The organism is Kitasatospora cheerisanensis KCTC 2395 (genome assembly GCF_000696185.1).
GTDB lineage: Bacteria > Actinomycetota > Actinomycetes > Streptomycetales > Streptomycetaceae > Kitasatospora > Kitasatospora cheerisanensis.
Genome location: NZ_KK853997.1, coordinates 2019222 through 2045645, shown reverse-complemented (window position 1 = coordinate 2045645; position 26424 = coordinate 2019222). Strand labels below are relative to the sequence as shown.

The following is a 26424-nucleotide window of genomic DNA, read 5'->3' as shown; positions in this document are numbered from 1 at the left end:
GCCCCCGTTCCGCCTCCGGGCGGGGCGGGGGCTCCCGTTGTTACCGATGGGTTGACCCGGTGGCCCGTTGGCCGCAGGATCGGGGCTCGAACCTGCGCCCCCGGAAGGACCCTTGATGGCCCTCGACGCCGACGTCATCGTGATCGGAGCCGGCCTCGCGGGCCTGGCCGCCACCGCCGAACTCGCCGACGCCGGACGGCGCGTCGTCCTGCTCGACCAAGAACCCGCCGGGTCGCTCGGCGGCCAGGCGCACTGGTCCTTCGGCGGGCTCTTCCTGGTCGACTCGCCCGAGCAGCGCCGGATGCGGATCCGCGACTCCCGCGAACTCGCCTGGCAGGACTGGCTCGGCACCGCCGGCTTCGACCGCGACGAGGACGCCTGGGCGCGCCGCTGGGCCGAGGCGTACGTCGACTTCGCGGCCGGCGAGAAGCGGGCCTGGCTGCGCGGCATGGGCGTCCGGCTGTTCCCCGTGGTCGGCTGGGCCGAACGCGGCGGACTGCTCGCCACCGGGCCCGGCAACTCCGTCCCGCGCTTCCACATCACCTGGGGCACCGGGCCCGGCCTGGTCGAACCCTTCGCCCGCCGGGTCCGCGACGCCGTCCGGGCCGGCCGGGTCACCCTCCGCTTCCGACACCGCGTCACCGGGCTGGCCGCGAGCGGCGGTTCGATCGACACCGTCACCGGCGAGGTCCTCGCGCCGTCCGCCGTGCCGCGCGGCGAGCCCAGCTCCCGCGAGGTCGCCGGGCACTTCGAACTCCGCGCCCAGGCCGTGATCGTCGCCTCCGGCGGCATCGGCGGCAACCACGAGAAGGTCCGCGCCGCCTGGCCCGAACGGCTCGGCACCCCGCCCGCCCGGATGCTCTCCGGCGTCCCCGCGCACGTCGACGGCCTGATGCTGGACGTCGCCTCCGCCGCCGGAGCCGGACTCGTCAACGGCGACCGGATGTGGCACTACACCGAGGGCATCGAGAACTGGAACCCGGTCTGGGCCCGGCACGGCATCCGCATCCTGCCCGGCCCGTCCTCGCTCTGGCTCGACGCCACCGGAGCCCGGCTCCCCGTCCCGCTGTTCCCCGGCTTCGACACCCTCGGCACCCTCGACCACATCATGCGCACCGGGCACCAGCACACTTGGTTCGTGCTCACCCAGAAGATCATCGAGAAGGAGTTCGCACTCTCCGGCTCCGAGCAGAACCCCGACCTGACGGGGCGTTCGGTCCGCCAGGTCCTCGGCCGGGCGCTGCCCGGCGCCCCCGGGCCCGTCGAAGCCTTCAAGCGGCACGGCGCGGACTTCGTGGTCGCCTCCACCGTCGAGGAACTCGTCCGCGGCATGAACGAGCGTCAGAACGGCGCGCCCGCGATCGACGTGGCGGCGCTGCGCCGCGAGATGGAGGCCCGGGACCGGGAGATCGCCAACCCCTTCGGCAAGGACCTCCAGGTCACCGCGATCCACGGGGCCCGGCGCTACCTCGGCGACAAGCTGATCCGCACCGCCACCCCGCACCGCCTGCTCGACCCGGCGGCCGGACCCCTGATAGCCGTCCGGCTGCACATCCTCACCCGCAAGTCCCTCGGCGGCCTCCACACCGACCTCCACGCCCGCGCCCTCCGCCCCGACGGCACCGTCCTCGACGGCCTCTACGCCGCCGGCGAAGCCGCCGGCTTCGGCGGCGGCGGCATCCACGGCTACCGCTCCCTCGAAGGCACCTTCCTCGGCGGCTGCCTCTTCACCGGCCGCACCGCCGGCCGCGCAGCCGCGGAAGCCACGGCGTAGCCCTGACGGGCCGTCAGCGGCCGGTGGCGCCGTCGATCTGTTCGCGGAGGATGTCGGCGTGGCCGGCGTGGCGGGCGGTCTCGCTGGTCATGTGGGCGACCACCCAGCGGACGGAGAGCGGCTGGTCGCGGACGGGGACGGCGACGGGGCGGGAGAGGTCGGGGGAGGTGCGGAGGGCGGCGTCGCTGGCGGTGATCGCGGCGCGGTAGGCGGCGAGGACCTGCTCGGCGGTGACGTCGGACGGGACGGCCATGTCGAAGTCGACGTCCGCGTCCTCCTCGCGGCCCGCCACGTGGTGGCCGAACCAGTAGCGTTCGGCGGCGGTCAGGTGCTGGACCAGGCCGAGCAGGTTGGTGCCGGTGTCGACCAGGACGCGGCGCAGCTGTTCCTCCGTCAGCCCGTCGGTCTTCTTCAGCACGCACTCCCGGGCGAAGGACAGGAAGGCCAGGGCGGTGTCGAGTTCGCCGCCGTCGTCGAAGGGGACGGGACGGCGCTGGGTCTCGGGTTCGGTCATGCCGCGAACCTATCCGCGGCCGCGCGCGCCCCGCACCGGGATTTCCGCGACCCGTGGGGCAGGTGGTGCGGGTGGGACGGGTGCGACCACGGAGAATGGGGGTGTGAACGAAGGAGTCGTGGTGGCGGAGCTGGACGGGCGGGCGGTGACGGACGGGGAGTGGCAGGCCCTGGCGCTGACCAATTACGGGCACTTCACCACGATGGTGGTGGAGGACGGCCGGGTGCGCGGGCTGGGGCTGCACCTGGAGCGGCTGGAGCGGGACTGCGAGGTGCTGTTCGGGGTGCGGCCGGACCGGGACCGGGTGCGGGACTTCGCCCGGCGGATGGCCCCGGCGCGGGGCGCGGCCGTGCTGCGGGTGACGCTGTTCGACCCGGCGATCGACCTGGGGAGCATCGGCGGCCCGGCCGAGCCGCGGGTGCTGGTGACGGCCCGTCCGGCGGGCGCCGGCCCCGCGGGGCCGCTGCGGGTGCGGACGGCGCGGCACCGGCGGGAGCTGCCGCAGGTGAAGAGCGTGGCGCTGTTCGGGGTGCTCCGGCAGCGGCGGCTCGCGCAGCGGGCCGGCTTCGACGACGCGCTGTTCGTGGACGGGGACGGCGGCCTGACCGAGGGCGCGACCTGGAACGTCGGGTTCCTGCGCGGCGGCGAGCCGGTGTGGCCGCGGGGGGAGTACCTGAGGGGCACCGCGATGACCCTGGTGCGCGCGGCCTGCGGCGGCGGCGAGGACCGGGTGGGCCCGGAACTGGCGGGCGTGGACGCCGTGTTCGCGACCAATGCGACCACCGGCGTGCGGACGGTCACGGCGGTGGACGGCCGGTCGTTCGACGTCCGGGCGGCGGACGCGGCGGGGGTGGCGCGGCTGCGGGAGGCGTTCCTCGCGGTGCCCGGGGAGCGGCTGTGACCAGCGGCGACGGCTGACGGCGCGTCATGATCGGGCCGCCCGGCCTCCCGCGTCGGCGGCTTTACCATCCCATGGTCGGATCATGTGCTCGCCCAGACCGACGCGATGACGCTCGTTCACCGGGCATCCGGTCGGCGGCCATCGGCCGCTGACAGTCTCCCGCGCATGGATATCCCCAACATGGGCGTGCCCGCCCAGCTGGCCGCCCGCATGAACATGGCGGAGCAGCACGAGTACCTGCGCAGCAAGCTCTCCCGCCGCACCCTGCTGCGCTCCAGCGCGGTGACGGTCGGCGCGCTGGCCGTCGGCGGGGCGCTGGGCTCCGGCACGGCGTTCGCCGACCCGGCCGCGCCGAAGGGCAGCCCGACGGACGCGGTGACCGGCTCGCTGGTCGCCCCGGTCGGCCGCCACCTGCAGTTCGGCGCCGAGGCCGACACCCAGATGCGGGTGTCCTGGCAGGTGCCGGCCCCGGTGAAGAAGCCCTTCCTGCGCTTCGGCCGCCACCCGTGGGAGCTCAGCCACAAGATCGAGGCCGAGGTCCGGGCGCTGCACACCCCCGCGCTGACCCCGACCGGCACCCCGGTCGACCAGTACTACCTGCACGTGGAGCTGAACCACCTTCAGCCCGGCACCACCTACTACTACGGCGTCGGCCACGACGGCTTCGACCCGGCCTCGCAGCAGGCGATCTCCACCCTGCAGACCTTCACCACCGCGCCGTCCCGCAACGGCAGGCACAACCGGCCGTTCGAGCCGTTCACCTTCACCGCCTTCGGCGACCAGGGCGTCTCCACGCACGCGGCCGGCAACGACCACGTCATCCTGGCCCAGCAGCCGGTGTTCCACCTGCACGCCGGCGACATCTGCTACGCCGACCCGATGGGCCAGGGCCTGGACAGCGACAAGGTCGCGTTCAACGCGCTGACCTGGGACGCGTTCCTGGCGCAGACCGAGACGGTGGCGGCGAAGGTCCCGTGGATGGTCTCCTACGGCAACCACGACATGGAGGCCTGGTACTCGCACAACGGGTACGGCGGCGACGACGCCCGCTTCACCCTGCCGACCAACGGCCCGGACCCGCGCAAGGCGCCCGGCGTCTACTCCTTCACCTACGGCAACGTGGGCGTCGTCTCGCTGGACGCCAACGACGTGTCCTACGAGATCCCGGCCAACCTGGGCATCACCGCGGGCCGGCAGACCGAGTGGCTGGAGCGCAAGCTGCGCGAGCTGCGCGCGGACGAGGCGATCGACTTCGTGGTGGTCTTCTTCCACCACTGCGCCTTCTCCACCACCCACCAGCACGCCTCCGACGGCGGCGTGCGGGACGCCTGGGTGCCGCTGTTCGAGAAGTACCGGGTGGACCTGGTCATCAACGGCCACAACCACGTGTACGAGCGCACCGACGCGATCCTCGGCAACAAGGTCAGCAAGGCGGTGCCGGCCGGCGCCAGCATCGACCCGTCCAAGGACGGCGTGGTGTACGTGACCGCCGGTGCGGCGGGCCGCAGCCTGTACTCCTTCGACGCGCCCGACACCTACGAGGGCCACGAGAACCACCAGGACGAGGTGGTCACCTACCACTTCGACAAGGGCAGCGTGAAGGTCGCGGAGACCGTGCAGTGGTCGCGGGTCCGCTACACCGGCTACTCCTTCATCAAGGTGGACGTCACCCCGGCGCACCGCGGCGCGACCAGCACCATGAAGGTCACCGCGCTCGCCGAGGACGGCACCCGGATCGACCACTACTCGATCACCCGCCGCGCGGGCCGCAGCGAGCACGGCCACTGAGGCCGCGGTCGGCGCCCCGGACCCGGTGCTGTCGGGCCCGGGGCGCCGCCGTCCGGGGTGCGGCGCCGCGGTCCGGTGGAGGGGCGGTGAGCGCCTAGGGTGGGGCGGTGAGCACCGCCCGTTCGATCCTGTTGTTCGCCGTCGCCGCCCTGCTGGAGATCGGCGGCTGCTGGCTGGTCTGGCAGTCCGTCCGCGAGTCCCGCCCGTGGTGGCTGGCCGGCCTCGGCGTGCTGGCGCTCGGCCTGTACGGCTTCACGGCCGCGCTCCAGCCGGACGCGAACTTCGGCCGGGTGCTGGCCGCGTACGGCGGCGTGTTCGTCGCGGGCTCGCTGCTGTGGGGCGTCGTGATGGACGGCTTCCGCCCCACCCGGTGGGACGTGACGGGCGCGCTGATCTGCCTGGCCGGCGTCGGCGTGATCATGTACGGGCCGCGCCGCTGAGGCCGCCCGGGGGCTGAAGCAGTGCCCCTTCGACGCAGGCCCGGACGTGCCGGTTCGGGTCCTCGCGGAGTCCGGCGACCAGCTCCAGCGCCTCCGGACTGCCGAGCAGCGCCAGCGACTTGACGGCCTGTGCGCGGACCCGCGGCGGGTGCGCGCGGGTGGCCGCCGCCAGGCGCTCCAGCCGGCCGGGCCGCTCCGGGAGGCGGGGTTCGAGCCAGGCGCGGGTGGTGGCGTCCCGCAGCCAGGCCAGCTGCTTGTCGAGCCGGTCGAGGTCGGCCGCCGGGTGGTGCGCGGCGCGCAGGATGCCGTCGGTGGCGAGCCGGCGGACCGTCCGGTCGGCCGCGGTGTCGACCAGGTGGATCATCACCTCGACCAGCGCGGGGTCGCCGCGCTCGGCGAGCGGGCGGACCAGCGCGGGCCGGACGGTGCCGTGCAGCAGGGTCTGGACCACCAGTTCGGTGGCGCGCGGGGAGTCGCAGCGGGCCAGCACGTCCGTGGCGAGGTCGCGCAGGGCGGTACCGCCGCCGCCACGGACGTTCAGGACGCTCCAGCGGATCGCGGCGAGCGCCAGGTCCTCGACCTGGGACAGCTCCTCGGCCGAGCCGGGGCCGAGCCGCCGCAGGGCGTGCAGCCGGAGGTCGTGCCGCCCGCCGCGGACGGAGGGGCCGACGACGGGCCGCGGCAGGCCGAGGATCGCCGGCACGGCCTCGGAGGCGCCCAGCCGGGTGAGCGCGGCGACGGCGGCGGGCCAGGCCTCCTGGGCCCCGCCGCGCAGGATCGCGATCAACTCCGGGACGGCCTCGGCGAGTCCGAGCCGCCCGGCGGCGTACGCGGCCCGCCGGTGCGCGGCGTCCGGGTCGCGCAGCACGGTGAGGACGGCCTCCCGGCGGGCGGCCCGTCCGCCGATCGCGCCGATCGCCCGGTCCGCGCGGGCCTGCATCGCCCCGTGCTCGTGGCCCAGGGTGGCGGTCAGCACGGGCAGTGCGGAGGCATCGCCGTAGGTGCCGAGGGCGGTGATGAAGTCGCCCTGGTACGGGTTGCGGGCGACCCGGTCGATCAGCCAGCGGACGAAGCCGTCCCGCCCGTCGGGTATCGGGATGTCCGCGGCGTAGGCGCCCAGCGTCCGGCGGTCGGCCCGCTCGACGGCCGCGTCGTGGCGTTCGAGCGCGGCGCGGGCGGCGGGGTGGTCGAAGGGCCGGAGGTAGTCGGCCACCCACCCGCTCAGCAGCTCGACCCCGGGGCCGGTGAACACCTGCAGGGCGAGCGGCAGGTGAGCGGGCGTCATCAGCGAGACGGCCGCCCACTCGGCCTCCTCGGCCAGCTCCTCCAGCAGGCCCTCCTGGCGCCTCAGCCGGTCCCGGGCGGCCAGCAGCGGTTCGATCGCCTCGGTGACGCGGAGGGTGGTGAGGGCGGTGAAGGCGTACCAGAACACGGCCACGTCCTCGGACGCCAGGTCGTCCAGCAGCCGCCGGACGGTGGCGGCGGTGCCGAAGTTCGGCCGGCCCGCGGCCTCCTTCGCCAGTTCCTCGGTCCACTTGAAGATGTTCGGCTCGTCGCCGAAGCGGAACTCGCGGCACTCCCGGATCAGGGTGGCCCGCCGGACGGCCCGGGGCGGGAAGCCGCGCATCCGGCTGATGTGGCGGCGGGCGGCGTCACCGGCGTCCAGCAGTTGCCCGTCGAAGCCGAGGGCGGCCAACTGCTCGCGCTGCCAACCGCATTCGAGCAGCACGCAGACGTACACGGCGGCCCGGGTGAGCGGATCGGCGGTGCGGGCGGCCACCTCGGCGGCCAGCTCCTCGGCCTCCTCCAGCACCGGCCGGACGGCCATGGCGAACGGCTCGCCGGCCCGGCTGGTCCGGAACCGGTCGGTGTGGCCCTGGAGTTGACGGTGGGTGAAGGTGCGGACGTCCTTGAGGCGCATGGCCCGCATTGTGGGGCCTCGGACGCCCGCACCGCCAACGTTCCTGCTACGGAGGGTAGTCGATTCGCGTGGGGCCGACGGGTCGTCAGCCGGCCACCCAGCGCCAGCCGTTCTTGTCCTCGCACCGGATGGTCCGTCCCGAGGCGTCCGTGCCCGACACGCCGTGGTCCGACGCGCGGCAGAACTGGCCCGCCTTGTAGCAGTTGCCCGCGTTCGACAGCGGGTGGCAGCCCGCCGCCTCGTGGGTGGGCTCCGCCGGGGCTCCGCGGTGGTGGTCCTCGGCGCGGGCCGGGCGGTGGTCGGGCGGGCTCCGGGGCGTGCGTGGTCGGCGGCTCGGGAGTCGGGGTCGGCGTCGGGGTGGGGGTGGGGCTGGGCGTCGGGCTCGGCGAGGGGGACGGCGAGGGGGAGGCGCTGGGGGAGGGGCGCTGCTGGAGGCGACGGCGGCGGGCGAGGAGGGGGCGACCGGCGTGGGGTCGGCGGGCTCGCAGGCGGTGGCGAACAGCGCGGCGGCCAGCAGTGCGCCGGCCGCGGAGGCGCGGCGCAGGCGGAGGGAGAGGGACAAGGCGGCTCTTCTCGGGCGGAGTCGGCGGGACGGGACGCCATCCTTCCGAGTGTGTGCGTGCGGTGTAGTTCGAGTGACGGACTCGTTATCGATCGGAGACCCGGCAGTTCCGATTCCCTTGGCCCGATGGATCGTTCGCGCTGGCGTCACCGGCCGCGGGCCACTCGGAGCCGACGACCTGGATCGGCTTCGACTCCACCGGCCGGGCCACCTCGGGCGGCGGCCCGGGCGGCCGGACCGAGATCCTCTCGATCGCCCGGAACGCGGACGGCACCGGCGGCTGCGTCGAGTTGGCGATCCGGCGCGAGGACGGCGGCCCGGTGGACCGCCGGGCGCCGGTCCGGCTCGCCGAGAAGCTGCTGCCCGCGCTGGACGGCGGGAGCAGTCCGGCCGGGGTGCCCGCCGCCCGGGCGGCGGGCGGGCGGCGGCTACTGGCGGTAGGTGGCGAGGAAGCGCCCGATCCGGTTGATCGCGGTCTCCAGGTCGTCCGCGCGGGGCAGCGTGACGAAGCGGAAGTGGTCCGGGCGCGGCCAGTTGAAGCCGGTGCCCTGGACGATGTGGATCTTCTCGCGGAGCAGCAGGTCGAGGACGAAGCGCTCGTCGTCGACGATCCGGTGCACGGCCGGGTCGAGTTTGGCGAAGGCGTACAGCGCGCCGCGCGGCTTGACGCAGGAGACGCCGGGGATCTCGTTGAGGGCGCGCCAGGTGACGTCGCGCTGCTCGGTGAGGCGGCCGTTCGGCAGTACCAGGTCGTTGATGGACTGCCGGCCGCCGAGCGCGGCCTGCACGGCGTACTGGGCGGGCACGTTGGGGCACAGCCGCATGCCGGCCAGCATGGTGAGGCCCTCCAGGTAGTCCTTCGCGTGCTGCTTGGGGCCGGAGACCACCAGCCAGCCGCTGCGGAAGCCGGCCACCCGGTAGGCCTTGGAGAGGCCGTTGAAGGTCAGGGTGAGGACGTCGTCGGCGAGCGCGGCCAGGCAGTGGTGCTCGACGCCGTCGTAGAGGATCTTGTCGTAGATCTCGTCGGCGAAGACCAGCAGGTCGTGACGGCGCGCCAGGTCGAGCAGGCCTTCGAGGAGCTCCTTCGGGTAGACCGCGCCGGTCGGGTTGTTCGGGTTGATCACCACGATCGCCTTGGTGCGGTCGGTGATCTTGGCGGCGATGTCGTCCAGGTCGGGGAACCAGTCGGACTCCTCGTCGCACAGGTAGTGCACCGCCTTGCCGCCGGCGAAGGTCACCACGGCCGTCCACAGCGGGTAGTCCGGCATCGGGACGAGCACCTCGTCGCCGTCGTCGACCAGCGCCTGCACGCTCATCTGGATCAGCTCGGACACGCCGTTGCCGAGGTACACGTCGTCCACGCCGACGTTCGGGACGCCGCGCTGCTGGTAGTACTGCACCACGGCGCGGCGGGCCGGCAGGATGCCGCGGGAGTCGCTGTAGCCGTGCGCGTTGGTGAGGTTGCGGACGATGTCCTGGACGATCTCCTCGGGCGCCTCGAAGCCGAACGGCGCCGGGTTGCCGGTGTTCAGGCGCAGCACGCTGTGGCCGGCCTCCTCCAGGGCGTTGGCGGTGTCGACGACCGGGCCACGGATCTCGTAGCACACGTCCTTCAGCTTGCTGGACTGGCGAAACTCCATCAGCGGCCTCCCGACCCGTCACCGAGCCCCTGCGGCCGGCTTGCTTCGTTCTACCAAGTGAGGACTTGGAAAGTCCAACCTCTTGGCTATGCTGACGTCATGCCACGCCGAAGCTACGACCAGTACTGCGCCGTCGCCCGCGCCCTGGACGCGGTCGGAGAACGCTGGAGTCTCCTGATCGTCCGTGAACTCCTCGGCGGACCGCGCCGCTACACCGACCTGCACGCCGACCTGCCCGGCGTCTCCACCGACATCCTCGCCACCCGCCTCAAGCAGCTGGAGGCCGAGGGACTGGTCGAACGCCGCCGCCTGGAACGCCCCGCCAACGCCACCGTCTACGAACTCACCGCCCGCGGCACCGAGCTGCGCCCCGTCATCGAGGCCCTCGCCCACTGGGGCGCCCCCGAACTCGGCGAACCCCGCCCCACCGACGCCGTCCGCGGTCACTGGTACGCCGTCAACTCCTGAGCCGCTCCACGGACACGGTGCAACGCGAGTGGGCGCACCGACCTTGTCCCGGGCACCACGGGCGGCCCGGGCGGACGGGGGTACCGCTGTGCCGGCGTGCGCCCGGCAAGATCCGAAAGAGAGGGCCCTAGGCCGCCCGGGCCGGTGGCCGGGGCGCCTCGGGGGCCGCGCCGTGGATGTCGAAGATCTTCACCAGCCCGGTGAGGCGGAGCACCTTCAGGATGCGCGGCTCGGCCACCGCCAGGGCGAGCGTGCCGTCCTTGCTCCGCAGCAGCTTGAGCCCGCCGACCAGCACGCCCAGCCCGGGGCCGTCGAGGTGCCCGAGGCCGTTCAGGTCGACGAGGAGCCGGGTGGAGCCCCGCTCGGCGAGGTCGCGGATCCGCTCGCGCAGGCCCGCCGCGGTGTTCCGGCAGAGGCAGCCGGAGACGGCGAGCAGGGCGCTGTGGCCGTCCTGCTCCGCCGGCTCCTCCTCGGACAGCTCCAACCCGGGGCAGAATTCCGGGTGTTGGGGCGCTGACGGGCCGTCGACCGGCCGGACGGCCGCGGCCGGGCCGGGCGTCGAGGCGACGTCGATGCCCGCCGCCCGCAGGGGCAGGCTCGCCTCCGCCTGCGCGACCGAGTCGTGGAACGCGAAGACCCTGGTCAGCCCCGTGATGCGGAACATCTTCATCAGCGACGGCTCGCCCTTGACGCAGACCAGCGTGCCGCCCAGCGCCCGGGTCCGCTTCAACGCGCCCACCAGCACCCCGAGTCCGGTGCTGTCCATGCTCTCGCAGTCCGTCAGGTCGACGACGAGCTGCACGTGGCCCTGCTCGATCACGTTGACCAGGGCCACGCGCAGGGTCGGGCTGGTGTAGACGTCGGCCTCACCGACGACGGTCAGCACGGTCGTCGTGGCGGAGACGTGCTCGTGCGACACGGCGAGGCCGCCCCAGGAAGCGGTGATGGTCTCCACGTGTTCCTCTCCGTCCACGGCACCTGCGGGGATCCTACGCCGGGCCGCCGGTGCGGCGGCCCGAGTCCAGCAACCTGGTCGTCCAGAGCATGAGTTGGCGCATCAGCCGCTCGGCGCGCAGGTCCCCGCCGGGGAGGAACGGCAGCACGAGCAGCGCCGGGAGGCTGGCCACGGCGGCCAGCAGCAGCGGCGGCGTCAGCAGCGCGACCACGGTGATGGCGTGGGCCGCGTCGAACAGACGGCCGGTCAAAGGAACGGGCAGGACGGGCACTTCGACCTCCGGGGTGAAGTTCTGATCGGTGCCGGGTTCACCCCCGGCCAGGTTCACAATGGAGCCCGCGACCCGGGTGGCCGCGCCCGTGCGACGAGGTGCGACGGGGCCGCGACCGGAGCGGGGCGGGACGGGGGAGCGTGCGATGGGAAGCGACGAGAACCGCGGCACGGCGGCGAAAGCCCGGCAGGTGCCGCCGCCGCAGCTGCCGCCGGGGCCGCTGCGGGAGTTCAAGGAGTACCTGTACCGGCTGTACCTGGACGCGGGCGCGCCCACCCTGGCGGGGATCGCCGCCGCGGTCGGCGAGCGTGACGACCTGCCCGGCGCCCCGGGCAAGGACACCGTCGCCCGGATCCTCCGCGGCGACACCCTGCCGGGCCGGGACGACGCGGTGTCCGTCGCGGCCGTGCTCGCCGTCCGGGCCGGCCGGCCGCCGGAGGAGGCGCAGGAGGCCGTCCGCGCCCGCTGGGCCGAGGCGAGCGCCCACCGGCCGGCCCGGCCGCGCACCCTCCGGCAGTGGGAACCGTCCGCGCTCGGCGTGCGGCCGGCGCCCGCGGCCGACGGCAGCGACCGCGGCACCCACACCGAGTACGTCGAGCGCGCCCACGACCGGGAGTTGTGCGACCAGCTGCGGCAGGCCGCCGGGGGAGGCAGGCGGCGGTCCCTCCTCGCCGTGCTGGCCGGGGCCCCGGGCTCCGGGCGGACCAGGGCCGCGTTCCGGGCGATCGAGCAGGTCCTCCCCGACTGGCCGCTGCTGAACCCCGCCCGGGGCCCGGAGGAGCTGCTGGCCCTGGTCGCCGCCGGCGCCGTCCCGGCCCGCACGGTGCTCTGGCTCGACGACCTGGCCCGCTACCTCGACGGCGGGACCGGCGAGGACGTCGCCACCGTGCTGGCTGCCCTGCTGGACCGGGCCGCCCCGGTCGTGGTGATCGGCACCATCCGTACCGACCAGCTGCGGCGGCTCACCGACCGGCCCGGCCCGGCCGGCGACCGGCACCCCCGCGCCAGGGCCCTGCTGAACACCTGGCTCACCGAGCTGGACGTCCCCGACAGCATGGCCGGACACCTGCCCGAACTCGCCGAGAAGGCCACCCGCGACCCGCGCCTGGCCGCGGCCCTGCGCGCCGCGGCCGCGGACGGCCGGGTCCTGCAGCACCTCACCGGCGGCCCGGTCCTGGTCCGCCGCTACGAACAGGGCCCCGGCCACTTCTTCACCGAGATCGAACACGCCCTCATCAGCGCCGCCGCCGACGCCCGCCGGATCGGCCACGCCGGACCGCTCCCGCCGGACCTGCTCGCCGAAGCGGTCGGCGGCTACCTGCCGGACACCGCCCGGGTCACCGCCGACGGCTGGCTGATCGCCGCCGTCGAGGCGCTCTGCCGGCCCTCCGACGAGCACGGCCACCGCGGACTCGCCGCCCTCGCCGCCGTCCGTGAGACACCCGGTCTCGGCGCGGCGGACGGCTACCGGGTCACCGACTACCTCGCCCGGCACCTCCGGCGCCGCCGCGGCCACCTCTGCCCGCCCGCGACGCTGTGGGACGCCGTCGCCCACCACACCCGCACCACCGACGACCTCGACGCGGTCGCCGCCGCGGCCCGCGCCCGCCGCCGCTACGGCCACGCCCTGCACCTGTACCGGCGGTCCGCCGACGAGGGCAGCCGGGCCGCCCGGGCCGCCGCCACCGCACTGCTGGCGGAACTCGGCGACCGGGCCGGCGCGGAACGGGCCGCGGCCGACGACCCGCGCGCCTGGATGCTGCTCGCCACCGCCACCGAGGCGGCCGGCGACCGGGCCGCCGCCGAACGGGCCTACGCGGTGGCGGCCGAGCACGGCGAACCACTGGCCTGGGCCACCCTGGTACGCCTCCACGAAGAGCGTCAGGACCCGGACGGGGCCGAGGAGTTGGCGTCGCGCGCGCTCCTCCTCGGCCACCCGCAGGCCTGGACGGCGCTCGCCCGGCTCCGAGAACACGCCGCGGACCACGAGGGTGCGGCCCGCGCCTACCAGGAGGCCGCCTGGGGCGGCGACGCCTGGGCCTGGACCGGGCTGTCCCGGGTCCACCGGAACAACGGAGACCTGGCGGACGCCGAACTCACCTGCCTGGAGGCCGCCGTCGTCGGCGCCGTCACCACCGGGGCGGACCTGGTCCGCTGCCACTGGGAAGCCGGCGACCGCGCCGCCGCCGAGGCCGCCGCCGAACGCGCCGGGCAGGCCGGGACCGCCGAAGGCTGGACCGCGCTGGCCCGGCTCCGCGAGGGCGCCGGCGATCCCGCCGGTGCCGAGGCCGCCCACCGCCGGGCCGCCGCCCTCGGCACCGCCCTCGCCTGGGCCCAGGTCGCCCGGCTCCGCGAGACGGCGGGCGACCCCGCCGGAGCCGACGACGCGGCCGACCGGGCCGCCCGCCTGGGCGACGCCTACGCCTGGTCGGAACTCGCCCGCCTGCGGGAACACGCCGGGGACCGCACGGCCGCCGACCACGCGGCCGGCCGGGCCGCCCGGGCCGGGGACCCGGAAGCGTGGACCGCGCTCGCCCGGCTCCGCGAGAGCGCGGGCGACCGCACCGGCGCGGACCTCGCGGCGACCCGGGCCGCCGCGCACGGCGACCCGGAGGGCTGGGCCGCGCTCTCCCGGATCCGCGAACGCGCCGGCGACCGCGAGGCCGCCGAACTGGCCGTCCGCGAGGCCGTCGCCGCCGGCGGCGACGGCGCCTGGACCGCGCTCGGGCGGGTCCGCGAACACCAGGACCCCGAAGCCGCCGCCCGCGCCTACCGGCACGGCACGGAACTCGGCGACGCCGACGCCTGGGCGGCCCTCGGCCGGCTCCACGAGCAGGACGGGGACCGGGTCGGCGCGCAACGGGCCTACGGCCACGCGGTCGACGGCGGCGACTGCGGAGCGTGGGAGGGCCTGCGCCGGGTCGCCCGGGCCGACGGCCCGCCCCACCACGGCCCGGACCGGCGGCCCTACGGCCTGACCGCCGCCGGCGCGCCCGCCGACCGGGCCGACGTCCTGCGGCCCTGGCAGGCCTGACCTCGCGGACCCCGCCCGTGCTGTCCGGGGCGTGTGCTTGGCTGGCCGCCATGGACGACTCCTCGCGCATGTGGATCACCGCCGTGCCGCCGTTCGGGCCGGAGGACATCGGGGTGCTGCTCTCGGTGGACACCGGGTCCGCCGACCCGGGCGAACGGCTGGCCTGCCGGCTGCTGGACCGCGGCCACGAGGGGGAGGAGGGCGTGTTCTACCTGCTGCCCTTCGACCTCGCGGCCCGCTACAGCCGCACCGGCGACCGGCTGGCCGTCACGCTGGTCGCGCCGCGGTCCGTGCTCGACGAGGAGGGGGCCGAAGCGCCGCGGTCGGCGGCGGAGGGCGAGGAGGGGTGGGTGACGCTGCTGCGCCGCGAGCTGGTCACCGACTTCGAACCCGCCGAGCAGGACGGCGGGAAGCAGGCCGTCCTGCTGATCGACCACCTCGGGCCGGTCGGCTCGCTGGACGAGCTGTTCGCCCGGTTCGAGGACGGGGAATCGGGTATCGCGGTACTCAACGCCCAGTAGTTCAGCGGCAGTTGGGGGGAGCATGGAGCGGAGCGACCGGTCGCGCGCGGTCGCCGGACTGCTCGGGGCCGCGCTCGGCGCGGGCCTGGGGCTGGCGGTGCTGCTGTCGGCCTGGGGCGTCCTGGCGCTGGCCGGCGACGGCGCGTTCCCGTCCGGCCTGGTGTTCCTGGTGCTCCTCCCGGTGGGCGGCACCCTGCGGCCGCTCTGGGACCGGCGCCCGGTGAACCGGCGGCCCGCCCTGCTGGTCGCGCTGTCGCTGTTCCTGCTGCTCGCCGCGGACGCCCTCGTCCTCGGCGCCGACTCCGCGGGGGAGCAGAGCCCGGCGGGGCTGCTGCTCGGCGTCCTGCTGGGCGTGCTGCTGTCCGGCGCGGTCCTCGGGGCGCTGGCCGGCGAGCCGGCCGAGGAGCCGGGCCGGCACTGGCTGCGGTTCACCGGCCGCGGCCGGTGCTTCCATCTCGCCGTCCACGGCGCCCTGCTCGCCCTGCTGGCGGCGACCGCCGCCGTGGTCGCCGCGTTCGGCTGACCCGGCGTCAGTCCGCCCGGCGGGCCGGCCACCAGACCCGGCCGCCGAGGTCGTGGACCAGCGCGGGCACCAGCAGGGAGCGGACCAGCAGGGTGTCGAGGAGCACGCCGAACGCCACGATGAAGGCGATCTGGGCCAGGAACGCCAGCGGGATCACGCCGAGGGCGGCGAAGGTCGCGGCGAGGACCACGCCCGCCGAGGTGATCACCCCGCCGGTCGCGGTCAGCCCCCGCAGCACGCCCGCCCGGGTGCCGAGCCGGGCGCTCTCCTCGCGGACCCGGGTCATCAGGAAGATGTTGTAGTCCACGCCCAGCGCCACCAGGAACACGAACCCGTACAGCGGCACCGAGGGATCGGTCGCCGAGAAGCCGAACACGTGCGGGAACACCAGCGCCGAGACGCCCAGCGTCGCCAGGTAGGACAGCGCCACCGTCGCCGCCAGCAGCACCGGCGCCAGCACCGAGCGCAGCAGCAGCACCAGCACCGCCAGGATGCACAGCAGCACCACCGGCATGATCAGCGCCCGGTCGTGACGGGCCGTCAGCCGGATGTCGGCCTGCTGCGCCGAGTACCCGCCGACCAGGGCGTGCGCCCCGTCCACGGCGTGCACCGCCGTCCGCAGCCGGCCGACCGCGGCCAGCGCCGGGTCGCTGTCGGCCGGGTCGGCGAGCGTCGCGTCCAGCCGGATCCGCCCGTCCGCGACCACCGGCGGGTCGGACGGCGCGCCGCCGGTGTACGGGCGCACCGAGGCCACGCCGGGCACCCGGGCCGCCGCCGCGGCCACCTCCTCGGCCCGGCCCGCGTCCGCGACGATCACCGCCGGGTTGCCCGAACCGCCCGGGAAGTGCGCCGACAGCAGGCGCTGCGCGGCCACCGACGGCTGGGCGGTGGTGAAGAGTTCGGACTGCGGCACGCCGCGGGCGTCCAGCAGCGGGGAGCACGCGGCGAGCGCCGCCAGCACCGCGACCGAGCCCACCCACAGCGCGCGCGGGCGACGCGCCACCAGGTCGGCGACCCGCTGCCACAGCCGGCCGGAGCCGCCCGCGGCGGTGGGCCGGGCCGGCCAGAACGCGGCCCGGCCGGACAGCGCCAGCGCCGCCGGGAGGAAGGTCAGCGCGGCGAGGACGGCGCAGGCGATGCCGATCGCGCCGACCGGGCCGAGCGCCCGATTGTTCGTCAGGTCCGAGAGCAGCAGCACCAGCAGGCCCAGCCCGACCGTCAGGCCGGAGGCGGCGACCGGCTCCGCGGAGCGGCGCAGCGCGGTGCGGGCGGCGTCGAACCGGTCGCGGCCGGCGGCCAGTTCCTCCCGGAAGCGGGCGGACACCAGCAGGCCGTAGTCGGTGGCCGCGCCGATCACCAGGATCGACAGCAGGCCCTGCACCTGCCCGTCCACCCGGACCACGCCGTGCCGGGCCAGCGCGTAGACGACCGCGCAGGCCACCGCGAGGGCGAACACCGCGCCGGCGATCACCAGCAGCGGCAGCAGCACGGCCCGGTACACCAGCAGCAGGATCAGCAGCACCACGCCGAGCGCCACGCCCAGCAGCAGGCCGTCGATGCCGGCGAACGCCCCGGACAGGTCGGCCTGGACGGCCGCCGGCCCGGCCACTCCGCTGGTCGCGCCCGCCACCCGGGCCCGTTCGCGGATCTCCCGGACCGCGACCTTGGTGTCCGGGCCGAGGTCGGCGCGCAGCTGCACCACTGCCTCCAGGGCGCGCCCGTCCGCGGCGGGCAGCAGCGGCGAGGCCTGCCCGGTGGTGCCGGGCACCGCGGCGGCGGCGGCCAGGGCGCGGCCGGCCTCGGCCCGCAGCCGGTCGTCGACCGGCCCGTCCTGCGCCTCCCAGACCAGCACCACGGGCAGCGTGCTCCCGGTGCGGAAGGCCCGCTCCAGTTCGGTCACCCGGGTGGATTCCGCGCTGCGCGGCAGGAATGACGCCCCGTCATTGGTGGACACCTCGCCGAGGCGCCCGGCGAACGCGCCGAACGCGCCGCCGAGCGCCAGCCAGACCAGCAGCAGGGCGAGCGGGAGCAGGAACCGGGTACGGCGCGGTGAGGTCGGCATGGGCGGGAGGATATCTCAATGATTGAGAGATCTCGACGGCGTGCCGGTGGCGCTAGGGTCGTCCGGACGGGCCGGAGGACACGGAGTGAGGAGCGCACGGTGGTGGCGCAGCGGGACGGCGACCGGGAGTTCGGACGGCTGCTGCAGGGGCTGGCGTCCGAGATGAACCTGCTCGGGCACGACTTCGCGGCCGCGCAGGGCCTGCACGCCACCGACGTGCAGGCGCTGCTGGCGGTGCTGCGGGCCACCGACCCGCCGGGCATCACCCCGGGCGGGCTGCGGGCCGAACTCGGCCTCACCTCCGGCGCGGTGACGGCCGTGCTGGACCGGCTGGAGCGCGCCGGGCACGTCCACCGCACCCGGGACGCCGCCGACCGGCGGCAGGTGCACGTGCACTACCACCCGGACGCGGCCCGGCTGGCGTTCGACTGGTTCACGCCGGTCGCGCACTGCACCGACCGGGTGCGGTCCGAGTTCCGGGCCGAGGAAGTCGCCACCGTGGTGCGGTTCCTGACCCGGATGACCGAGGAGCTGGAGCGGCTGCGGCAGGACCGCCGGGAGCGGCAGCCCCGCTGAGCAGGCCGGGGACACGCCCGATTCGGGCGCTATGGCGGAGTCTCGAACCTTTTGCCGGGTATGGTCGGCGGGCGTCCGAACGTCCCGGCAGCCCCTGGGAGTCCTCTCCATGCCGCAGCCCCAACCGGTCCTCGCCGATCTGACCGGGGCCGCCGTGTTCCTGGTGCTCGCCCTGGAGGAGGGTGGCGAGCAGGCCGTCCGCGACCTGCTGCCCGACCTCGGCGGGCTGACCCGCTCGGTGAGCAGCCGCGCCCCGCACGACGGGCTGGCCCTGGTGGTCGGCATCGGATCGGACGCCTGGGACCGCCTGTTCGCCGGCCCCCGCCCCGCCCAGCTGCACCCGTTCCAGGAGCTGGCCGGCCCCCGGCACCTCGCCCCCGCCACCCCCGGCGACCTGCTGCTGCACGTCCGCGCCGAGCGCATGGACCTGTGCTTCGAGCTCACCACGAAGATCACCGGCCGGCTCGGCCCCGCCGTCAGCGTGGTCGACGAGACCCACGGCTTCCGGTACTTCGACTGCCGCGACCTGATCGGCTTCGTCGACGGCACCGAGAACCCGGTCGGGCCGGAGGCCGCCGAGGCGGTGCTGATCGGCGACGAGGACCCGGCCTTCGCCGGCGGCTCCTACGTCATCGTGCAGAAGTACCTGCACGACATGGACGAGTGGAACGCGCTGAGCACCGAGCGGCAGGAGCTCGTGATCGGCCGCACCAAGATCGACAACATCGAACTGGACGACGCCGCCAAGCCCGCCGACTCGCACGTCGCGCTGAACACCGTCACCGGCCCGGACGGCGAGGACCGCGACATCTGGCGGCTCAACATGCCGTTCGGCTCGTTCACCGAGGGCGGCGAGTGCGGCACCTACTTCATCGGCTACGCCCGCGACCCGTGGGTGACCGAGGAGATGCTGCGCAACATGTTCCTCGGCCGCGGGCCCGCCGCCCACGACCGGCTGCTGGACTTCTCCACCGCCGTCACCGGCACCTTCTTCCACGTCCCCAGCGCGGACTTCCTGGGCGACCCGCCGCCCGCGCCCGGCACCGCCGCCGCCCGCGCCGGACATGACGCGGCGTCGGCATCGCAGCCGCCGGCCCGCCCGCACCCCCGCCGGCCCGGGACGGCAGTCTCCGCATCGGCAGCCTGAAGAGGAGTACCGCACCGTGAACAACCTGCACCGCGAACTGGCGCCCGTCTCCGCCGCCGCCTGGGCCGAGATCGAGGAAGAGGCCCGGCGCACCTTCACCCTGCACCTGGCCGGCCGCCGGGTCGTCGACCTGCTCGGCCCCGACGGCCCGGAACTCGCCGCGGTCGGCACCGGCCACCTCGCCGACATCGCCGCCCCCGGCAACGGCATCCGGGCCCGGGCCCGGGAGTGCCAGCCGCTGGTCGAGCTCCGCGTCCCGTTCACCGTCACCCGGGCCGCCGTGGACGACGTCGAACGCGGCTCCAAGGACTCCGACTGGGACCCGGTCAAGGACGCCGCCCGCACCATCGCCCTCGCCGAGGACCGGGCCATCTTCGACGGCTACGCCGCCGCCGGCATCACCGGCATCCGGGACGGCTCCAGCAACCACCCGGTCGCCCTCCCCGAGGACGTCCGCGACTACCCCAACGCCGTCAGCCGGGCCCTCACCGCGCTGCGCCTGGCCGGCGTCGGCGGCCCCTACTCGCTGCTGCTCGGCGCCGACACCCACACCGCCGTCAACGAGACCTCCGACCACGGCTACCCGGTCCACAACCACCTGGCCCGGCTGCTCGACGGCGAGATCATCTGGGCGCCCGCCGTCGAGGGCGCGGTGCTGCTCTCCGCGCGCGGCGGCGACTTCGAGCTGCACCTCGGCGAGGACCTGTCCATCGGCTACCTCTCGCACGACGACGCCACCGTGCACCTGTACCTGCAGGAGTCGCTCACCTTCCAACTGCACACCGCCGAGGCCGCGGTCGCCCTCACCTCGCACTGACCCGGGCGACTGGTGGGGCCAACGCGCCCTGTTGGAACGGGAGTTGACGGACCGAGGAGTGGAATCAGGCCAAAGGCGCGGGGAGGCTACCGGACGCCGCGCGGGGGGCGCAGCATATGGGGCAGCCAGGACCTTCGTGAGGGGAGCACGCCGTGTCCGACCCTGCCGCGCCCGCCTGCCCGTTCCTCGACCCCACCGCGGCCGCGGTGCACGCGGAGGCCGCCGCGCTGCGGGAGCGGGGCCGGCGGTGCTGGTCGAGCTGCCCGGGCGGATCCGGGCCTGGGCGGTGACCAGGCACAGCGTGATCCAGGCGCTGACCACCGACCCGCGGGTGTCCCGGGACTTCCGCCGGCACTGGCCGGGCATCGGAGAGGTGCCGGACGGCTGGGTGCTGGGCTCGGTGGCGTTCCAGGACAGCCTGGTCAACCGGTACGGCGAGGAGCACCGCGCCGCCCGCGGCCGGATCGCCCCGAGCTTCCTGCCGCGCCGGGTGAAGCCGATGCGCCCCCAGGTGCAGGCGACCGCCGACCGGCTGGTGGCGGCGCTCGGCGCGCTCGCACCGGGCGAACGCGCGGACCTGCGCTCGGCCCTGGCGAGGCCGCTGACCATGACGGTGATCTGCGACCTGTTCGGCGTGCCGGACCACCTGCGGGAGGCGCTCGGCGCGCTGATCGACCGGGTGCTGGACTCCTCGCTGCCCGAGCCGGACGCGCTCGCCGCGCAGACCGAACTCTACGAGCGCCTCGGCGAGTTGGCCGCCCACAAGCGGGCCCACCCGGGTGCCGACCTGACCACCGACCTGCTGCTCTCCGACCGCTCCGGCGAACAGCCGCTGGCGGAGCACGAGTTGGTCGGCACGCTGTTCACCATGATCGCCGCCGGCTTCGAGACCGCCGTCAACCTGATCGCCAGTGCCGCGCTGGAGATGCTCACCCACCCCGAGCAGCTCGCCCGGCTGCGGGCCGGCGCGATCGACTGGACGGACGTGATCGAGGAGACCCTCCGGCTGGAGGGCCCCGTGATGTACGTCCCGCTGCGGTACGCGCTGGAGGACATCGACCTCGGCGAGGGCGTGCGGATCGCGAAGGGCGACCCGATCGTGGTCGGCTTCGCCGCCGCCGGCCGCGACCCCGGGGAACACCCGGACCGCCCGGACGAGTTCGACCCCGGCCGCGCGGACAAGGGCCACCTGGCGTTCGGCCACGGCCCGCACTTCTGTGTCGGCGCACCGCTGGCCCGGCTGGAGGCCGAGGTCGCGCTCAGCACCCTGTTCGAGCGGCTCCCCGAGCTCTCGCTGGCCGCACCGGGGCAGCGGCCAGCCCGCCTCCCGTCGCTGGTCGTCAACGGCCCGGAGGCCGTGGAGGTGGTCCCCCGGCCACGCACCGGGACCGGCTGAACCCGCCGGTTACGCCTGGGTAGGGTTGGGCGGGTGGACAACCCTGGAGGCGGCGTGCGGAAGTACCGGGCGATGGTGGCGGTGGGCGACTCGTTCACCGAGGGCATGTGCGACGACCTGCTGCCCGGCGGCGAGTACCGCGGCTGGGCGGACCGCGTCGCGGACGTGCTCGCCGCGGAGCAGGACGGATTCCGGTACGCGAACCTCGCCGTCCGGGGCAAGCTGATCGGCCAGATCCGCGCGGAGCAGGTCGACCTGGCCGCGGCGACCGACGCCGACCTGGTCACGCTGGCCGGCGGCCTGAACGACGTGCTCCGCCCCGGCTGCGACGTGGCCGAGGTGGAGCGGCGGCTCGGCGAGTGCGCGGCCGCGCTGGTCGCCGAGGGCCGCACCGTGGTGCTGTTCACCTCCACCGACCCGACCCGGCGGATGGCCGGCAGCGCCCGGCTGCTCCCCGCGATCCTGCGGATGAAGGCCTTCGTCGAGCGGACGGTGCGGGAGCACCCCGGGCAGGTGGTGCTGGTCGACCTGTTCTCGGCGCCCGCCTTCGACGACCGCCGGCTGTGGGCCGAGGACCGGCTCCACCTGTCGCCGGAGGGCCACCGCCGGGTCGCGCTGGCCGTCCTGGAGGCGCTCGGCCGCCCGTCCGAGGAGGACTGGCGGGCGCCCCTCGCCGAACCCGACACCCGCACCCGCGGCCGCAAGCTCCGCGAGGACGCCCGCTGGCTGGGCACCCACGTCGGCCCGTGGATCGGCCGGCGGCTGCGCGGCCGCTCCTCCGGCGACGGGCGCCCCGCGAAGCGCCCCGAGCTGCTGCCGTACCAAGCCTGACGGAGCGTCAGGAGGGCTCGGCCGGCGGATGGTGAGGCCGACCGTGCCCTCCCGGCCGCGGCGCAGCCGGCTGCCGAGCAGGGTCAGCCGGCCGATCAGCCGGTACTTGCGGGCGATCAGCCGCCGGTAGCGCTCGGTGGTGGCCGGGTCGGCGACCGACGCGGTCGCCGGGACGGCCTCGCCGGTCGGGTTGCCGCGCACGTCGCACGGCCCGACCAGGACGTCGGCGCGCCGCCGGATCCGCTTCACCTTCCACGAGTCGGTGACGGTCCACGCCCCGAGGGCGTCGCCGTCGCGGACCACCCACACCGGCGTCGGCACGGCGCTGCCGTCCTTCCGGTAACTGGTGATCAGCAGGTAGTTCCCGGCGGCGAGCCGGTCCAGCACGGTGTCGGCCATGGCGGCGAGTGTACGGCCGGCGGCGGCTCAGGCCGAGCGGACCGGGTCGGCGTCCGGCCGGTGCCCCGGCCGCGGACCGGCCGGCGCGGCCTCGGCCCGGCGGCCGGCGGCGGACGGCACGGTGGCCCGCCACAGCCGCCCCGCCGACCACAGCGCCGCCGCCAGCAGCAGCCCGTTGCGGGCCACGATCACCGCGGTCGGCCGCCAGCCGCCGAGCTGCGCCGCGTCGAAGAACAGCGGGTAGTCGACGGTGGTCAGCCCCACCACCGGGATCAGCAGCAGCGCCACCGGCCGCTGGCTGGTGCCCCGGACGGAGAGCGACACCGCGGCCAGGCCGATCAGCCAGACCAGGTACTGCGGGGAGATCACCCGGCTGGTCACCGTGAACAGCAGCACCGCGCTGAGCGCCGCGTCGTACGGGGTGGCGGCGCTCCAGCGGCGGGCCCGCAGCCGCCACAGCAGCAGCCAGGCGAACGCGGCCGCGGTCAGCAGCAGGGACAGCTGCGAGGCCCGGTGGACGTACGGGCCGAGGAACTCGACCGAGCCGTAGCGCTGTTCGACCCGGCCGGGCCAGCCGAACAGCCGGGCCAGCTGGAAGCCCGAGCCGGCCAGCGACTCGATCTCCACGCCGCGGGCGCGCTGGGCCGGCAGGAAGTCCAGGACGTGGTCGAAGGCCGCGGCCAGCACCAGCAGCAGGGCGAGCGCGGCGGCCGCGCCGGACGTCCAGACCTGCCGGGTGGTGCGGCCGCGCGGCGTGCCGAGCACGGTCAGCGCCGGCCACACCTTGAGCAGGGCGCCGATGCCCGCCAGCGCCCCGGCCGTCCGGGGCCGGGCGGCCGTCAGCAGCAGCGAGGCCATCGCCAGCGCGGTGACCGCCACGTCGTAGCGGGCGTACGGCAGTCCGAGCAGCAGCGGCAGGGCGAGCGCCCACAGCCACGCCCCCGAGGTGGACCGGCCGGGCCGGCCCGCCGAGGCCCGCAGCAGCCCGAACTGGGCCAGTGCGTCGGTGAGCACCATCAGTCCGACGAAGGCCTGAAGGTACGTCAGGAACGGCACCGCGGTGGGTGCGAGCATCGGCAGCGCCGCGCCCGGCGGGTACTGCCAGCTGACGTCGTCCACCGGGAAGCTGCCGGTGCGGAGCACCTCGGCCCAGCCGTGGTACAGCCGGTGCACCTCGATGGCGGGCTCGGTCTTGCCGGAGCGGACCAGTCCGACCATCAGCATCCGGCTGGAGAGCCAGTACGCGGCCAGCGCGAGGACCTCGCGGGGCCAGGTCACGGGGCGGGTCCAGCGGATCGGCCGGTCGGGGGCCTGCACCACCGTGTCCTCCAGTACGGTCGGGCGATCATCGGATCCATCTCATATCAGACAAATAGGGCGTCCCTGGTCCGGCGCCGGTGCGTGTCCCCGCACGTCCCCGGAACGCGCCACGCGGCCCTCCGCCACCCGGCCCGCCGGATTCCGTCGGTCGGACCTGCCAGAATGCACGGGCGACCACGCGCAACCGTCAGAAAGGGTGACCGGCATCGTGACCATGCCCGTCGAACGCAAGATCGCCGAGGAACTGGGCGTCCGCGAGAACCAGGTGCAGGCCGCCGTCGGCCTGCTCGACGGAGGAGCGACCGTCCCCTTCATCGCGCGCTACCGCAAGGAAGCCACCGGCGCCCTCGACGACACCCAGCTGCGCACCCTGGAGGAGCGGCTGCGCTACCTGCGCGAGCTGGAGGAGCGCCGCACCGCCGTGCTGGAGTCCATCGACTCCCAGGGCAAGCTGGACGACGCGCTGCGCGCGCAGATCCTCGCCGCCGACTCCAAGGCCCGGCTGGAGGACATCTACCTCCCGTACAAGCCCAAGCGGCGCACCAAGGCGCAGATCGCCCGCGAGGCCGGCCTCGAACCGCTGGCCGACACGCTGCTCGCCGACCCGTCCCAGGACCCGGCCGCGCTCGCCGCGACCTTCCTGAACGAGCAGGTCGCCGACGCGCCCGCCGCACTGGACGGCGCCCGCGCCATCCTGGTCGAGCGCTTCGGCGAGGACGCCGACCTGGTCGGCTCGCTGCGCGAACGGATGTGGACCCGCGGCCGGCTGGTCGCCAAGGTCCGCGACGGCAAGGAGCAGGACGGCGCCAAGTTCGCCGACTACTTCGACTTCGCCGAGCCCTACACCAAGCTGCCCTCGCACCGGATCCTGGCGATGCTGCGCGGCGAGAAGGAAGAGGTCCTCGACCTCGAACTCTCCCCGTACGACGGCGCCGAGGAGGCCGACCTGCCCGGCGCGAGCGACTACGAGCAGCGGATCTCCGCCCGCTTCGGCATCGCCGACCGCGGCCGCCCCGCCGACAAGTGGCTCACCGACACCGTCCGCTGGGCCTGGCGCACCCGCATCCTGGTCCGGCTCGGCATCGACCTGCGGACCCGGCTGCGCGCCGAGGCCGAGGACGAGGCGGTGCGGGTCTTCGCCGCCAACCTGCGCGACCTGCTGCTCGCCGCCCCCGCCGGCACCCGCGCCACCATGGGCCTCGACCCGGGCTTCCGCACCGGCGTCAAGGTCGCCGTGGTCGACGCCACCGGCAAGGTCGTCGCGCACGAGACGATCTACCCGCACCAGCCCGCCAACAAGTGGGACGCCGCGCTCGCCACCCTGGCCCGGCTCGCCGCCCAGTACCGGGTCGACCTGGTCGCGATCGGCAACGGCACCGCCTCCCGGGAGACCGACCGGCTCGCCGCCGACCTGATCAAGCGTCACCCCGAGCTCGGGCTCACCAAGGTGATGGTCAGCGAGGCCGGCGCGTCCGTGTACTCCGCGTCCGCGTTCGCCGCCCAGGAACTGCCCGGGCTGGACGTCTCCATCCGCGGCGCGGTCTCCATCGCCCGCCGCCTCCAGGACCCGCTGGCCGAACTCGTCAAGATCGACCCCAAGTCGATCGGCGTCGGCCAGTACCAGCACGACCTGAGCGAACTCAAGCTCTCCCGCTCGCTGGACGCCGTGGTCGAGGACTGCGTCAACGCCGTCGGCGTCGACGTCAACACCGCCTCCGCGCCGCTGCTCACCCGGGTCTCCGGCATCACCGGCACGCTCGCCGACAACATCGTCGCGCACCGCGACGCGAACGGTCCGTTCCGGACCCGGCGCGCGCTGAAGGACGTCGCGCGGCTCGGCCCGAAGGCCTTCGAGCAGTGCGCGGGCTTCCTGCGCATCCCGGACGGCGACGACCCGCTGGACGCCTCCGCCGTCCACCCCGAGGCGTACCCCGTGGTCCGCCGCATCCTCGCCTCCACCGGCGGCGAGCTCCGCGCCCTGATCGGCAACGGCGCGGTGCTGCGCTCGCTGCGGCCCGGCGACTTCGCCGACGACACCTTCGGCGTGCCGACCGTCACCGACATCCTCGGCGAGCTCGACAAGCCCGGCCGCGACCCGCGGCCCGCCTTCCAGACCGCCACCTTCAAGGACGGCGTCGAGAAGATCTCCGACCTGGAGGTCGGCATGGTCCTGGAGGGCGTGGTCACCAACGTCGCCGCGTTCGGCGCCTTCGTCGACATCGGCGTCCACCAGGACGGCCTGGTGCACGTCTCCGCGCTGTCCAAGAACTTCGTCAAGGACCCGCGCGAGGTGGTCAAGCCCGGCGACATCGTCCGCGCCAAGGTCACCGCCGTCGACGTCCAGCGCAAGCGCATCGGCCTCACCCTGCGGCTCGACGACGAGACCCGGCCCGCCGCCGCCGGCCCCGCGAGGGCGGCGGCCGCCGCGACAGCCGCCCCCGCGGCAGGACCGCCGCCAGGCCGACCGCACCCCGCCCGCCCCCGCCAACTCCGCCATGGCCGACGCCCTCCGCCGCGCCGGCCTCGGCAAGTAGCACTCCTGCTCCCGACGGCCGGTCCCTGCG

Annotated in this window: 19 protein-coding genes and 5 pseudogenes; 14 read left to right on the top strand and 10 right to left on the bottom strand. The window is 75.3% G+C overall.

The features are described from left to right. Positions 1-115: 115 nt before the first annotated feature. Positions 116-1774, top strand: a complete 1659-nt coding sequence (locus tag KCH_RS09260; RefSeq protein ID WP_035861188.1) for an FAD-binding dehydrogenase — start codon at positions 116-118, stop codon at positions 1772-1774. A gap of 13 nt (positions 1775-1787) precedes the next feature. Here the strand turns inward: KCH_RS09260 and KCH_RS09255 are convergent, their stop codons facing one another. Further along, on the bottom strand, positions 1788-2288 hold the full coding sequence (locus KCH_RS09255; protein ID WP_035861184.1) for a DinB family protein: 501 nt from the start codon (positions 2286-2288) through the stop codon (positions 1788-1790). Positions 2289-2409: 121 nt separating this feature from the next. Between KCH_RS09255 and KCH_RS09250 the strand changes: the two genes are divergently transcribed. From KCH_RS09250 to KCH_RS09240, 3 genes are all read left to right on the top strand, one after another. Next, positions 2410-3189 carry an aminotransferase class IV gene (locus KCH_RS09250; RefSeq protein WP_051652912.1) on the top strand — a complete coding sequence of 260 codons (780 nt, stop codon included), beginning with the start codon at positions 2410-2412 and terminating at the stop codon, positions 3187-3189. A 165-nt stretch (positions 3190-3354) separates the two neighbouring features. Then, complete coding sequence (locus tag KCH_RS09245) at positions 3355-4977, top strand: purple acid phosphatase family protein (RefSeq protein ID WP_035861181.1); 1623 nt, start codon at positions 3355-3357, stop codon at positions 4975-4977. Positions 4978-5084: 107 nt separating this feature from the next. Further along, positions 5085-5417: a YnfA family protein gene (locus KCH_RS09240; protein WP_035861178.1), complete on the top strand. Its 333-nt coding sequence runs from the start codon at positions 5085-5087 to the stop codon at positions 5415-5417. On the opposite strand, the gene KCH_RS09235 is transcribed toward KCH_RS09240, so the two are convergent. The 3 genes from KCH_RS09235 to KCH_RS09230 all read right to left on the bottom strand — a co-directional run bounded on the left by KCH_RS09235 (position 5395) and on the right by KCH_RS09230 (position 9540). After that, a complete protein-coding gene (locus tag KCH_RS09235; protein WP_157031963.1) occupies positions 5395-7338 on the bottom strand; it encodes a HEAT repeat domain-containing protein in 1944 nt (647 codons plus the stop codon). The two genes, KCH_RS09240 and KCH_RS09235, sit on opposite strands and share 23 nt — an antisense overlap. A gap of 85 nt (positions 7339-7423) precedes the next feature. Further along, positions 7424-7900, bottom strand: coding sequence for a hypothetical protein (locus KCH_RS41135; RefSeq protein ID WP_157031962.1), 477 nt, complete (start codon positions 7898-7900; stop codon positions 7424-7426). A gap of 428 nt (positions 7901-8328) precedes the next feature. Beyond that, positions 8329-9540: a pyridoxal phosphate-dependent aminotransferase gene (locus KCH_RS09230; RefSeq protein ID WP_035861172.1), complete on the bottom strand. Its 1212-nt coding sequence runs from the start codon at positions 9538-9540 to the stop codon at positions 8329-8331. Positions 9541-9639: 99 nt separating this feature from the next. Here KCH_RS09230 and KCH_RS09225 point away from each other — a divergent pair. After that, positions 9640-9999, top strand: a pseudogene (locus tag KCH_RS09225) (winged helix-turn-helix transcriptional regulator); the annotation flags it as partial. A 136-nt stretch (positions 10000-10135) separates the two neighbouring features. On the opposite strand, the gene KCH_RS44245 reads toward KCH_RS09225, so the two are convergent. The 3 genes and pseudogenes from KCH_RS44245 to KCH_RS09210 form a co-directional block, all read right to left on the bottom strand. Next, positions 10136-10492, bottom strand: coding sequence for an STAS domain-containing protein (locus KCH_RS44245; protein ID WP_035871270.1), 357 nt, complete (start codon positions 10490-10492; stop codon positions 10136-10138). A 111-nt stretch (positions 10493-10603) separates the two neighbouring features. Continuing rightward, positions 10604-10927: pseudogene (locus KCH_RS44240) on the bottom strand (STAS domain-containing protein); the annotation flags it as partial. A gap of 70 nt (positions 10928-10997) precedes the next feature. Next, positions 10998-11291 carry a hypothetical protein gene (locus tag KCH_RS09210; RefSeq protein ID WP_035861168.1) on the bottom strand — a complete coding sequence of 98 codons (294 nt, stop codon included), beginning with the start codon at positions 11289-11291 and terminating at the stop codon, positions 10998-11000. An 88-nt stretch (positions 11292-11379) separates the two neighbouring features. Here KCH_RS09210 and KCH_RS09205 point away from each other — a divergent pair, with 88 nt between their 5' ends. From KCH_RS09205 to KCH_RS09195, 3 genes are read left to right on the top strand one after another with little or no spacing between them, the layout of a single operon-like run. Then, positions 11380-14268, top strand: a complete 2889-nt coding sequence (locus KCH_RS09205) for a hypothetical protein (RefSeq protein ID WP_051652911.1) — start codon at positions 11380-11382, stop codon at positions 14266-14268. A gap of 50 nt (positions 14269-14318) precedes the next feature. Beyond that, positions 14319-14789 (top strand): hypothetical protein, encoded by a 471-nt coding sequence (locus tag KCH_RS09200; RefSeq protein ID WP_051652910.1) that lies wholly within the window; start codon positions 14319-14321, stop codon positions 14787-14789. A 22-nt stretch (positions 14790-14811) separates the two neighbouring features. After that, on the top strand, positions 14812-15312 hold the full coding sequence (locus tag KCH_RS09195; protein ID WP_035861165.1) for a hypothetical protein: 501 nt from the start codon (positions 14812-14814) through the stop codon (positions 15310-15312). Between the two features lie 7 nt (positions 15313-15319). Here the strand turns inward: KCH_RS09195 and KCH_RS09190 are convergent, their stop codons facing one another. Further along, the gene (locus KCH_RS09190; protein WP_035861163.1) at positions 15320-17374 is read right to left on the bottom strand and encodes an MMPL family transporter; all 2055 of its coding nucleotides are present in this window, start codon (positions 17372-17374) and stop codon (positions 15320-15322) included. A 99-nt stretch (positions 17375-17473) separates the two neighbouring features. On the opposite strand from KCH_RS09190, the gene KCH_RS09185 reads away from it, so the two are divergent. From KCH_RS09185 to KCH_RS09165, 5 genes and pseudogenes are all read left to right on the top strand, one after another. Next, on the top strand, positions 17474-17950 hold the full coding sequence (locus KCH_RS09185; RefSeq protein WP_035861158.1) for a MarR family winged helix-turn-helix transcriptional regulator: 477 nt from the start codon (positions 17474-17476) through the stop codon (positions 17948-17950). Between the two features lie 109 nt (positions 17951-18059). After that, a pseudogene (locus KCH_RS09180) lies at positions 18060-19117 on the top strand (Dyp-type peroxidase). Further along, positions 19114-19914: a family 1 encapsulin nanocompartment shell protein gene (locus tag KCH_RS09175; protein ID WP_035861155.1), complete on the top strand. Its 801-nt coding sequence runs from the start codon at positions 19114-19116 to the stop codon at positions 19912-19914. The pseudogene KCH_RS09180 and the gene KCH_RS09175 overlap by 4 nt, the downstream one beginning before the upstream one ends. A gap of 247 nt (positions 19915-20161) precedes the next feature. After that, positions 20162-21310 (top strand): cytochrome P450 family protein, encoded by a 1149-nt coding sequence (locus tag KCH_RS09170; protein ID WP_244305250.1) that lies wholly within the window; start codon positions 20162-20164, stop codon positions 21308-21310. Positions 21311-21382: 72 nt separating this feature from the next. Next, a complete protein-coding gene (locus KCH_RS09165; protein WP_035871244.1) occupies positions 21383-22141 on the top strand; it encodes an SGNH/GDSL hydrolase family protein in 759 nt (252 codons plus the stop codon). Between the two features lie 27 nt (positions 22142-22168). Here the strand turns inward: KCH_RS09165 and KCH_RS39380 are convergent. Further along, a pseudogene (locus KCH_RS39380) lies at positions 22169-22540 on the bottom strand (PPOX class F420-dependent oxidoreductase); the annotation flags it as partial. A gap of 27 nt (positions 22541-22567) precedes the next feature. Next, the gene (locus KCH_RS09155) at positions 22568-23860 is read right to left on the bottom strand and encodes a glycosyltransferase family 87 protein (protein ID WP_051652909.1); all 1293 of its coding nucleotides are present in this window, start codon (positions 23858-23860) and stop codon (positions 22568-22570) included. A 214-nt stretch (positions 23861-24074) separates the two neighbouring features. On the opposite strand from KCH_RS09155, the pseudogene KCH_RS09150 reads away from it, so the two are divergent. Next, positions 24075-26394: pseudogene (locus KCH_RS09150) on the top strand (Tex family protein). Positions 26395-26424 lie beyond the last annotated feature (30 nt).